The organism is Mesorhizobium sp. M7A.F.Ca.US.014.04.1.1 (assembly GCF_003998745.1).
Taxonomy (GTDB): Bacteria; Pseudomonadota; Alphaproteobacteria; order Rhizobiales; family Rhizobiaceae; genus Mesorhizobium; species Mesorhizobium ciceri.
In genome coordinates, this window is sequence record NZ_RZRW01000138.1 from 1 (window position 1) to 11,468 (window position 11,468).

General features: G+C 62.2%; 12 protein-coding genes. 8 read left to right on the forward strand and 4 right to left on the reverse strand.

Annotation, left to right across the window (positions count from 1 at the left end):
* Positions 1–769: LysR family transcriptional regulator (locus EOA22_RS12035; RefSeq protein WP_127389984.1), on the reverse strand; the 769-nt coding region annotated here is incomplete at its 3' end.
* Positions 770–1,016: 247 nt separating this feature from the next.
* Between EOA22_RS12035 and EOA22_RS12040 the strand changes: the two genes are divergently transcribed.
* From EOA22_RS12040 to EOA22_RS12075, 8 genes are all read left to right on the forward strand, one after another.
* Positions 1,017–2,531, forward strand: coding sequence for a leucyl aminopeptidase (locus EOA22_RS12040; protein ID WP_063167980.1), 1,515 nt, complete (start codon positions 1,017–1,019; stop codon positions 2,529–2,531).
* Between the two features lie 52 nt (positions 2,532–2,583).
* The gene (locus EOA22_RS12045) at positions 2,584–3,489 is read left to right on the forward strand and encodes a proline iminopeptidase-family hydrolase (protein ID WP_027161573.1); all 906 of its coding nucleotides are present in this window, start codon (positions 2,584–2,586) and stop codon (positions 3,487–3,489) included.
* 18 nt (positions 3,490–3,507) lie between these two features.
* Positions 3,508–5,169, forward strand: a complete 1,662-nt coding sequence (locus EOA22_RS12050; RefSeq protein WP_024503325.1) for an ABC transporter substrate-binding protein — start codon at positions 3,508–3,510, stop codon at positions 5,167–5,169.
* A gap of 39 nt (positions 5,170–5,208) precedes the next feature.
* A complete protein-coding gene (locus EOA22_RS12055; RefSeq protein WP_063167981.1) occupies positions 5,209–6,225 on the forward strand; it encodes an ABC transporter permease in 1,017 nt (338 codons plus the stop codon).
* Positions 6,225–7,196, forward strand: coding sequence for an ABC transporter permease (locus EOA22_RS12060; RefSeq protein ID WP_013531725.1), 972 nt, complete (start codon positions 6,225–6,227; stop codon positions 7,194–7,196). The genes EOA22_RS12055 and EOA22_RS12060 overlap by 1 nt, the downstream gene beginning before the upstream one ends.
* The gene (locus EOA22_RS12065) at positions 7,193–8,152 is read left to right on the forward strand and encodes an ABC transporter ATP-binding protein (RefSeq protein WP_024503324.1); all 960 of its coding nucleotides are present in this window, start codon (positions 7,193–7,195) and stop codon (positions 8,150–8,152) included. The genes EOA22_RS12060 and EOA22_RS12065 overlap by 4 nt, the downstream gene beginning before the upstream one ends.
* Positions 8,153–8,160: 8 nt before the next feature.
* The gene (locus tag EOA22_RS12070; protein WP_013531723.1) at positions 8,161–9,147 is read left to right on the forward strand and encodes a dipeptide ABC transporter ATP-binding protein; all 987 of its coding nucleotides are present in this window, start codon (positions 8,161–8,163) and stop codon (positions 9,145–9,147) included.
* 140 nt (positions 9,148–9,287) lie between these two features.
* Positions 9,288–9,590: a DUF982 domain-containing protein gene (locus tag EOA22_RS12075; RefSeq protein ID WP_024503323.1), complete on the forward strand. Its 303-nt coding sequence runs from the start codon at positions 9,288–9,290 to the stop codon at positions 9,588–9,590.
* Positions 9,591–9,700: 110 nt separating this feature from the next.
* On the opposite strand, the gene EOA22_RS12080 is transcribed toward EOA22_RS12075, so the two are convergent.
* From EOA22_RS12080 to EOA22_RS38095, 3 genes are all read right to left on the reverse strand, one after another.
* Positions 9,701–10,507 (reverse strand): DUF1194 domain-containing protein, encoded by an 807-nt coding sequence (locus tag EOA22_RS12080; RefSeq protein WP_063170236.1) that lies wholly within the window; start codon positions 10,505–10,507, stop codon positions 9,701–9,703.
* Between the two features lie 42 nt (positions 10,508–10,549).
* Positions 10,550–11,191, reverse strand: coding sequence for a hypothetical protein (locus tag EOA22_RS12085; protein WP_245478626.1), 642 nt, complete (start codon positions 11,189–11,191; stop codon positions 10,550–10,552).
* A gap of 59 nt (positions 11,192–11,250) precedes the next feature.
* Positions 11,251–11,468: hypothetical protein (locus EOA22_RS38095; protein ID WP_206521279.1), on the reverse strand; the 218-nt coding region annotated here is incomplete at its 5' end.

Here is an 11,468-nt window from a genome sequence, read left to right on the forward strand (position 1 = left end):
CCCGGAACGGCGCGACCAGCTTGCCTTGCTGCAGAAAATCTTGCGCCATCATCGTGTCCGCAAGCGCTATTCCGGCGCCATTGATCGCTTCGCGCATGATCAAGGTGCAATCATCCAGTGTTGTGCTGGATTTTGGCGTCGTTTCCAGAACGCCTTCCTGCTCTAGCCAACGCTTCCATCTCATGGTTTCGCATTCATGGATCAGATGATGATTGACCAGATCGGCCGGCGATCGCAGCGGCACAGGCCCCTCCAGAAGCGAAGGCGCACAGACCGGCGTCAAAAGCAGCGGGATCAGCAGCGTCAGAGCCGGGCCGGCCTTGTAGACGAACTCGTCGACAATGGCCAAATCGAAGTTGGCGCGCTTGCCTGAAGTGGAGATCTCCAGATCCACCGACGGATGCAACCGGCGAAAGTTCGGCAACCGGTCCGCCAGCCAAAGGTTCAGAACGGTGGGCACGCACAAGACCCGAACACGTTGGATCTTGCCGTGGCGCGACCCCTCGGAGAGGCTGACGTCATCGGTGGCGCGCCAGATCGCTTCGAACGCCTCCGAGAGGCTGCGCGCATAGTAGGAGCCCCTTATGGTTGGCGTTATCTGGCGAAAACCGCGTTCGAACAGGTCCTGGCCAAGATTTCGTTCAAGCGCGCGGATGTGCCGGCTGACAGCCGAGGGTGTCAGATGCAGTTCTTCCGCCGCGTCCTTGACGCTGCCAAGGCGAGCGGCGGCCTCGAAAGCGCGCATGCCATTGAGTGAGGGAAGGGCCATTGGCCGATCATGAATTGTGAGTTGAGTTTTTGTCAATCGACATGGGCAGAATTCGCGTTTGATCGCCTGCCCTGTTAGGGGATACCCAGATGACAAGAGCAATTAAGTCGTCTCAAGAAAGCGACTATTTGGGGACCGGCATTATACCACGAACGGCGGAGACCGGCTTGACCAGTCTCCACCGGGGTGAGCGAAGCGTTGCTCGCTACCCGGCTGGTATTGCCGCAATCGGAGAGAGCGCCAGCCTATGCCTCAATCGCCAGCGCCGGTTTTCGAGACCGCGGACGAGATTTCCTCGGAAGCCTCCGTCGTCGTGATCTTGCAAACTGCCCAAACAGGCTTCGGCCCGCGGGCAGCCGCCTTGGATGCCGAGATGGGCGGGATTCTCTCGCGCGCCTGCTCCGACCCGGCCGCCTTGATCGAATCCGGCACCTGCATCGATCTTATTGCCCCGCAGTCCGTATCGACCAAGCGCGTGGTCGTCCTGGCCCTGGGCAAAGCTGAAGCCGTAACCACCCTATCACTGGCGCGCGCCGGCGGTCTGCTTGCCGCGCATCTCGAGGGCAAGGGGGAATGCGCGCCCACCCTGGTCCTGGACCCGATCGCCGGCGTTGACCTGCCCGGCGCCGAAATCCTGGCGCGTGTCGCGCTTGGCATGCGGCTACGCCGCTATCGTTTCGATATGCGCAACCGGCGGCAAGGGGCGGGAGCGGATAGAACCTTGCGGGTGAAACTGGTAGGGGCTCGCGGCCCGGATCTGACAGCGGCGCTGGCGCGGATCAATGCCATCGCCGACGGCGTCGAATATGCACGCACCTTGGTCAACCTGCCGCCGAACCATCTCCATCCAGACAATTTCCACGATCATCTTGAGCCCCTGCGTGAAGCCGGCATCGACATCGAAATGCTTGATGCCGCGCAACTGAAGGAGCTCGGCATGAACGCGCTTCTTGCTGTCGGATCGGGCTCGGCGCGCCCGCCGCGGGTCGCTGTCCTGCGCTACCGGGGCAAGGGTGCTCCCGCCCAACCACTCGCTTTCGTCGGCAAGGGCGTCTGCTTCGATTCGGGCGGCCTCTGCATCAAGGGCGGAGCGCAGATGTTCGACATGAAAGCCGACATGGGCGGAGCGGCCGCTGTGGTCGGCCTGCTGATCGCACTCGCCCGGCAAGGCAGCCCGGTACACGTTGTCGGTGTTCTCGGCATTGCGGAGAACATGCCATCCGGCACGGCGCTCAAACCGCGCGACATCATCACGACGGCGTCCGGACAGACAGTGGAAGTGTTCGACACGGATGCGGAGGGACGCCTGCTTCTGGCCGACTGCCTCCACTATGCAGCCACGCGCTTCAACCCTTTAGTGATCGTCGATCTGGCAACGCTGACCTATTCGGTGACGCGTGGGTTGGGGTCGATATTCGCCGGCCTGTTCAGCACCGACGATGCCATCGCGTCACAGATGATCGCGGCCGGAGAAACGGTCGGCGAGCGGTTCTGGCGGCTGCCGCTCGATCGGGCCTACGACGAGGGCCTGCAATCGCCGTTCGCGGACCTGCGGCATCATGCCAAGGATATGGAAGATGGCGATGCTCCCTATGCCGCAGCCTTCCTGCGCCATTTCACGGAAGATCGCCCCTGGGTGCATCTCGACATCGCCAGCAAGGAACTGACCGACACCGATCGGCCGCTCGGCAGGCAAGGTGCCACGGCATTTGGCGTGCAGATGCTGGAAGAGTGGGTGCAGGTCACCCGTAACATGAGTTAGGCGCCTGCCGCCGCGGACGATAAAAGTACCTTCAATCGCACTGGGAATTGGGATGTCATCTGAGATCATCGGCATGGAAGGACGGGCCGCTTTTGGCGCCTACGAGACCTGGTATCGGGTCAGTGGCGAACTCGGCGGCGAAAAGGCGCCTGTGGTGATCCTGCATGGCGGCCCGGGCGTCGCTCACAACTATGTCGATGCCTACAAGCTTCTTGCGCGAAGGGATCGCGCCGTCATCCACTACGACCAGTTGGGCTGCGGCAATTCCACCTTGCTGCCTGAGAAAGGCGCCGATTTCTGGACACCTGGGCTGTTCATCGACGAGCTTGAAAACCTCGTCGACCACCTCGGCATTCGGACAGGCTTCCACGTGCTCGGCCAGAGCTGGGGCGGTATGCTGGGCGCCGAATATGCCGTGACGCGGCCGCAAGGCCTGAAATCGCTGACCATAGCCAACTCACCGGCGTCCATGAAACTGTGGGTCGAAGAGGCCAACCGGTTGCGTGCGGATCTGCCCGCGGATGTGCAGGAGACCCTGACCCGACACGAACAGGCCGGCACGACGGACGATGCGGCTTACCAGGCTGCGACGATGGTGTTCTACGAGCGGCATGTCTGCCGGGTCGTGCCTTTCCCGCCCGAAGTCACGGAAAGTTTCGCCCAGGTCGTGCGCAATCCGACCGTCTATAATCTGATGAATGGGCCAAACGAGTTCCATGTCATCGGAACGCTGAGGAACTGGAGCATCGTCGAGCGCCTGCCGGCCATCGATGTTCCCACACTGATCATCTCCGGACGTCACGACGAGGCCACGCCCGCGACCGTGCAGCCCTACAAGGACGGCATCAAGGGGTCTCGCTGGGAGATATTCGAGCATTCCAGCCACATGCCGCATGTCGAAGAGCAAGATGCGTGCATGCGGGTGGTGGGAGACTTCCTGGACCACAACGATAACTGAAAAAAGGGGAATCAAGACATGAAGAAACTGCTTCTGGCGGCAACAGCCGCGGCATTGCTGGCCGGTACATGGCTGGCCCCGGCACAGGCCGAATATCTCAAGGAGCACCGAGGCGGCACCATCCGCCTGCTGGCCCGCTCCGCGGCCGGAACGCTCGATCCGCACATCAATTACACGGACCAGGGCTGGCAGATGTACCAGCCGATCTATGACGGCCTGGTGGCCTTCCGCAAGGCCGAGGGCATGGACGGTTTCACCATCGTCCCCGATCTGGCCGAGGCCCTGCCGCAGGTCAGCAATGACGGCAAGACCTTCACCTTCAAGCTGCGCAAGGGCATCAAGTTCTCCAGCGGCCAGGATCTTGGCGTGAAGGACGTCGTCGCTTCTTTCCAGCGCATCTTCAAGGTTTCCGGACCCACCTCCGGCACGTTCTATGCCGGCATCGTCGGGGCGGACAAATGCCTGGCCGACACCAAGAGCTGCACGCTGGAAGGCGGCGTTGTCGGCGACGAAGCGGCCGGCACCATCACCATCAACATCACCAAGCCGGATGCCGAGCTGCTCTACAAGCTTGCCTTGCCGCATGCCGTGGTCCTGCCGGCGGACACGCCCGCTGAAGACATGGGTTCCAAGCCCATTCCCAGCACCGGCGCGTACATGATCTCCGCCTTCGACCCGAACAAGGGCATGACGGTTTCCCGCAACCCCAATTTCAAGCAGTGGAGCGAAGAAGCCCAGCCGGACGGCTATCCGGATGTCGTCCAATATGATTTCGGCCTGTCCGAAGAGGCAGCCGTCACCGCGATCCAGAACGGCGAAGCGGACTGGATGTTCGACGCTCTGCCGAGCGACCGCCTGGGCGAACTGGGCAGCAAGTCCATGGACCAGCTGCACATCTCGCCGCTTTCGGCTTGGTGGTACGCGCCGCTGAACAACCGTCTCGCACCCTTCGACAACGAAAAAGCCCGCCAGGCCGTTGCCTATGCGATCGATCGCAACACGCTGGTCAAGCTGTTCGGCGGCAAGGTGCTGGCCTCGCCGGTCTGCCAGGTCCTGCCTCCGGACTTCCCCGGGCATGAAGACTATTGTCCCTTCACCAAGAACCCGGGCGCCAAATGGTCGGCTCCTGATCTCGACAAGGCAAAGCAGCTCGTTGAGGACTCCGGCACCAAGGGCCAGAAGGTGACGATCATCGTCGAGGACACCGCCATTTCGCGCTCCATCGGCGTCTATCTGCAGAGCGTGCTGACCAGCATCGGCTATGTCGCCGACGTCAAGCCGATCTCGTCGAACATCCAGTTCACCTACATCCAGAACACCAACAACAAGGTGCAGATGTCCGTCACCCAGTGGTACAAGGACTATCCGGCGGCTTCGGACTTCCTGAACATCCTGTTCAGCTGCGCCTCCTTCCGCGAAGGTTCGGACGCCTCGATCAACATCGCCGGCTTCTGCGACAAGGAAATCGACGCCAAGATGCAAAAGGCATTGGACCTCGGCGTCACCGATCAGAAAGCCGCCGATAAAATGTGGGCTGAAATCGACAGGCAAGTCACCGACAAGGCACCTGCGGTCGGCCTCTTTACGCCGAAGCGGCTAGACTTCGTCAGCAAACGTCTTGGCAATTTCAAGTTCAACAGGCAGTTCAACTGGATGATCACCCAATCCTGGGTACAATAATGGCCTGGGTGCAGTAACGAACCGCGGAGGGGCACGTCCGTGTCGAACGTAGCTGTCGCCGCGCCGCGCAAGACGCGAGGGCCCTGGGCCGTCGCGTTTGCGAAGCTGGCAAGGGACAGGGCCGCCATGGCGTCGCTGGCCGTGTTCCTCCTCATCGTCCTTGCCTGCCTCAGTGCGCCTCTTTATGCGAAATGGGCAGGCGTGGACCCCTTCGCCTCGACGCTCGACGCCGTCATCCAGATCGACGGTGCCGACGTTCCGGTGATGGAACAATCGACGGAGGGGCTCGGGCTTGGCTACACACCGCTCGGCCCGACCTGGCGGCTGGGCAATTATTTCCTCGGCGCCGACAGCCAGGGGCGCGATGTCATGGCCAGGATGCTCTATGGCGGGCTGAGCTCGTTGCTGATCTCCGGAGCAGCAACCATCTTCACCCTGATCCTGGGCACGGCGGCGGGATTGATCGCCGGCTATTTCGGCGGCGTCACCGACACGGTGCTGTCGCGCTTCCTCGACATACTGTGGGCGTTCCCCATTTATCTGCTGGCGATTTCGCTCTCCATCGTCACCATCGCGCATGGCATCACGATAGGACCGATCCAGATCGAGTCCGGCAGTCTGTGGCTGCCTGTCATCATCATCGGTATCGTCTACGTGCCCTATGTGGCTCGTCCGATACGCGGGCAGGTTCTGGCACTGCGCAAAAGCGAATTCGTGCTCGCCGCGATCAATCTGGGCGTGCCGGGGTGGCGCATCCTGTGGCGCGACATCCTGCCCAACGTCACCACGACGCTGATCGTCTTCGTGCCGCTGATGATGGCGCTGAACATGCTTACGGAATCAGCCCTTTCCTTCCTTTCGATCGGCGTGCAGCCGCCGGCCGCGAGCTGGGGCACCATCATCCAGGACGGACAGGCGCTGCTCTACACCAGGCCACTGGTGGCGCTGGTGCCGGGCCTGGCGATCGCGGTTTCCGTCATGGCGCTCAATGTCTTCGGCGACGGTCTGCGCGACGCGCTCGACCCGCGCTCCAAGGTTCGGCTGGGGCGCGACTGATGATCTACGCAATCCTGCGCCGGTTCGGCCAGATGCTGTTCGTGATGTTCGGCATCTCGGTCATCGTCTTCCTGATTTTCTTCGCAACGCCGGGCTCCGATCCGGCGGCGCGCATCGCCGGCCGCAATGCATCGCCCGAAGTGCTGGAGGCGGTACGCCACAGCTTCGGCTTCGACCGGCCGCTCTACGTGCAATATGTGACGATGATGGAGAAGATCTTCGTCACCGGCGATCTGACCTCCTTCGTCAATCGTGGCTGGAAGGTGGTGCCGGCGGTCATGGATTCGATCCCGGTCACGCTCTCGCTGGTGTTCGGAGCGGCGATCCTGTGGGTGGTCGTCTCCATCATCATCGGCATCGCCGCCGCCGCCACGCGCGGCAGCTGGCTGGATAAGCTGCTGATGGCGCTAGGGCTGCTCGGTATTTCGATGCCGGTGTACTGGTTGGGCGAGGTGATGAACCTGATCACCCAGAGCCGCTACCACGACAGCTGGGCGTTCTCCTGGGTGCCGCCGCTCGGCTACAAGAACTTCTCCGACGATCCAAAGGGCTGGTTCCTGACCCTGGTCATTCCGTGGATCACGCTGTCCATTCTCTACATCGGCATTTATGGGCGCGTGCTGCGCGCGGCGATCATCGAATCCCTGCAGGAGGACTATATCCGTACGGCCCGGGCCAAGGGCCTGTCGGAGACCCGCATCCTGCTGCGCCATGCCTTGCGCACGTCGCTCATCGCCTTCGTCACCTTGTTCGGCCTGGATTTCGGTGCGCTGGTCGGAGGCTCGGCCCTGCTGACGGAGGTGGTGTTCGGGCTGCACGGCATCGGCAAGCTCACTTATGACGCGCTGCAGAATCTCGATCTGCCGATGATCATGGCAACGGTGATGTACGCTTCGATGTTCGTGGTTGTTGCCAATGCGGTGGTCGATTTCGTCTACATCCTTCTCGATCCGCGCCTGAGGACATCATGATACTGTCGGTGCGCGACCTCAAAGTATCCTTCCGCACAAATGATGGCCTGGTGCGGGCCATCGATGGCGTTTCCTTCGACCTCGAGGAGAGCGAGATCCTCGGCGTCGTCGGTGAGTCCGGTTCCGGCAAGACCGTGTCGCTGCTGGCCGTCATGGGTCTGATCACCGATCCCAACGCCACCATCGAAGGCTCGATCCGTTACAAGGGCCGCGAACTGGTGGGACTGCCCGCGCGCGAACTGAGGCGGCTGCGCGGCAACGAGATCGCGATGATCTTCCAGGATCCGATGACCGCGTTGACGCCTGTCTACACGATCGGCTGGCAGATCGCCGAACAGATCCGCGCGCATCGCAACATCAGCAAGTCCAAGGCGATGGAGCGCGTGGAGGAATTGCTGGCCGAGGTGAATTTTCCGAACCCGCACGAGGCGATGTCGCGCTACCCGCACCAACTGTCCGGCGGCATGCGTCAACGGGCGGTGATCGCAATGGCTTTGTCCTGCAATCCGGCGTTGCTGGTGGCTGACGAACCGACCACGGCGCTCGACGTCACCGTACAGGCCGGCATTCTCGATCTGGTGCGCAAGCTGCGCGCGACGCACAAGTCGGCGGTGGTCTTCATCACGCATGACATGGGCGTGGTCTCCGAACTCGCCGACCGGGTCATGGTCATGTATGCCGGCCGCGTGGTGGAGCGCGGCAGTCGCGCGGAGCTGTTTTCCGATCCGCGACACCCCTATACGCGCGCGCTGCTCGGTTCGATCCCGCCGCTGACCGGCGAAAAACCACGCCGCCTGCCGGCCATTCCCGGTTCGCCGCCGTCATTGCTGCGATTGCCGCAGGGCTGTGCGTTCGGTCCGCGGTGCCCGGTTCACTATGAGCCCTGCGAGGCCGGCAAACCCGACCTCGGGAGCGGCACTCATGCCGCGGCGTGCTTCAGGGTGGCACAGGCATGAGCGGATCGATGACCGACAAGAATCGCCCCATTATCGAGACGCGTTCGCTGGGCAAGCGCTTTTCGATCGGCAGCCGTTTTTCCGCCGAAGGCAAGCGAACCGTTCATGCGGTCGACAATGTTTCCCTGACCGTGTGGCGCGGCGAGACGGTCGGCCTGGTCGGCGAATCCGGATGCGGCAAGTCCACGCTGGCGCGCTGCCTGGTGAGGCTCTACGACATATCGGACGGCGAGCTTTTGTTCGAAGGCAACGATATCACCTCGAAGTCGCTGTCCGAACTCAGGCCGCTCCGGCGCCGCTTGCAAATGGTTTTCCAGGATCCGTCGGCATCGCTCAATCCGCGCCGGCGCGTCGGCGACCTGGTGGCCGAGCCGCTGCGCATCCATGGCAGGCTCTCGTCGAGCGAGATCACCAGACGCGTGGCGGAACTGTTCGACCTTGTCGGCCTGCTGCCGGATCACGTCATGCGGTTTCCGCACGAATTTTCCGGCGGGCAACGCCAGCGCGTCGGCATCGCGCGGGCTATTGCATTGAACCCGGACCTCGTGGTCCTGGACGAACCCGTCTCCGCGCTCGACGTGTCGGTGCAGGCGCAAATCGTCAACCTGCTTGCCGATCTGCAGGAGAAGCTCAATCTCACTTACATCTTCATCGCCCACGACCTGTCGGTGGTACGTCAGGTTTCAACCCGCATAGCGGTCATGTATCTCGGCTCGATCGTCGAAGAAGGGCCGGCGGAAGAAGTGTTTGCAGCACCGGCCCATCCCTATAGCCAGGCGCTGATCTCGGCGGTTCCTATCGTGGAGACGACGCCCAGCGGGACGCGCAAGCGCATCATCCTCACCGGCGACGTACCGAGCCCTCTGAACCCTCCAACCGGCTGCCGTTTCCATCCCCGATGCCCGATCGCGGCGGAGCGCTGCCGTTCGGAGCGGCCGCAGTTGCGGGAATACCGACCCGGTCGCAAAGTCGCCTGCCACTTTCCGACGATGTAGGCGACACTCACCACCGCACAGGTGATCGCCTTCGCCTGACAGATTTCTCAAAAAATTCCATTTTTTGGCTGGAACCAACCGGCTGTTGGTGCGTTTGGTGGGGTTCGATCGAGCGCATTGCGGTCGACCGGGAGGAAACGATGGATCAATTGCATTTCTTTTCGCCCGTGCGGATTTCGCGCGGGCAAGGACACCCTGCGGAAGAAATCGATAGTGTTGCCGAAGCCATGATGTTCTTGCGGAAATGGCCAACGGGACGGCGCGGTCCGGTTTATCAGTGCGCGCTGAACTGTTGCTCGGCCGCCTTGTCGGGCCAGATGTCGGCCGAGGAAGCAAGGAAAGCGTTCACCGGCTTTGCCCGCATCACGCGCCTTCTCGACGATGACATGGCTTTGCCGGTAGGCGGCGAAGGCAAGGCAAGCGTGCACGCATTGCGGCGATAGGCTGTTGTCCTGACGGTCCTACAAGGTCTCGCGCTGCAGCGGCGCGGGGATCTCGTTGTGCAATGCGCTCCGGGATGGGGCCTCGAAAGTTCGTCCTACATGGCGCACTTTCACAGCGGACGGTCGTCGTTCATGCTTACTTCAGTCACGAGCTTGCGGCGAAGCGCCATGGTGTAGTCGTCTGGCCCCTTCGGCGTCATGACGAAGGCCTGGGAACCGCCAATGACCGATTTGGCAAAATAGGATGCCAGAGGTTGGTCGGGATTCTCATCCTCCGTCGGGATGGCGATGGCATTGATCGTATATCCCTTGGCTATGGCGTTCGACCTGCTCGGCTGGACGGGAAGCCCGTCGTTGTTCTCGCCATTGGAGGAGATATCGATGACTTTCTTTGCGGCCTTTCCCGGGAACTGGTCGAGCAGGAGACTGCCGATGTCGATAGCCGAGGAGACGGATGTTCCGCCACGCCCTCTGCGGATGAAGCCGGTATCGCCTTTCCTGCTGATCACCGCAGCCGCCGCTTCGGCATCTTCCAGTCCGCAGATGCTTGTCCACGGCAGCACGACGCGCGCGTGTCCGGGGCTCGACCACTCAAAATAGGCAACGCCGATGCAACCAATATAATTCCGGCTGATGGCGGCGATGATCTCTGGCGAGGTGAGTGCCGCGGCATGTCCCTCGCGTTGCATATCGGCGATCTTCGGATCGATGGATGACGAAAAGTCGACCGCGAACACGATGGCGACGTCAACGTTCGCGGCATGGGCCGAGGCCCCCCAAAACAGCGAAGCTGCAAGTATTCCTGTCACTCTCGAGATTGAACCGGCCGGCGTCAGGAGACTGCCCCAGCCTGTCGCCCGCACCAGTTTGCGAAAGGATGGGGGGCCGGCGTCCTGATGATACACACTGCCAAACATGTCATTCTCCATCTCGACATCCGGTCGTTTCAAAAAGCGGGTTCAACATGTGGAAATCTGGCGGGTGGCCTTGGTGCCCACGCCGAAGAGCAGCAGATCGGCCTTGGTCCACAAGAGATAACAGCCGAGCAAGGTCAGTGGCATGGCGAGGGCCGCGAAGGAGCCGCTCCACCAGACCTCAGGCAAAGCGCGGGCGAGGGCCACTGTCGTCGCCAGCATTGCCGGCAACCGGCTGGCGAGCACCGCACTGCGGAACGGATCGGGCCAAGCGGCCGGCCAGATCGGAATTGGCGTGCCGGGCCTGTGGAAGGTGCTGCCGAATTTGCCCAGCGCATGCAGCAGGCCGGAGGTCGCCGCAAGCAATGGCTCGCCGAGCAGCAACAGGGCAATGCCGAGCCCGATCGCACCCAGGCCCGACAGGAAGTCGCCTAGACGGTTGAGGGCGGGATCGGGAGCATCCGGCCTTGCCCAGGCCCGGTGATAGGCCTCGCCGCCCCAGAAGAAGACCAGGGTGGTCAAGGTCAGCGCAACAGTGCCATGGCTGCCAGCGAAATATTCGATCACCGCCATGGTGACGCTGCTTCCCTCATGCAAGCCGACCGGCGCGGTGGCAATCTGGATCGCCAGACCGACAATGAGGCCGAGCGCATTGCCGCTGTTGTAGTAGCCACCCGGTCCCTTCATGCGGGCGCGAAGCGCCGATACCAAATGTGCGACCGGAAGAAGGATTGTCCGCGCATCCATCACTGCGCCCCCGCGACAAGTCCGGCCGGGTCTGGAATACGTTTCGCATCACCGGCAAGGGCCATCACATTCCTCCACTGGACCTGAATTGTTGGGATGACGATCGCCCGCCCGATTTGCGGACGCAGTTGCAAAGGCAGGGGCCGCGTCGAAGGATTGAACCGAAGCGGTTCGCAAGGACGTGCGTGCCTGCAGCGCTCGGTTCGAAATTGCAACG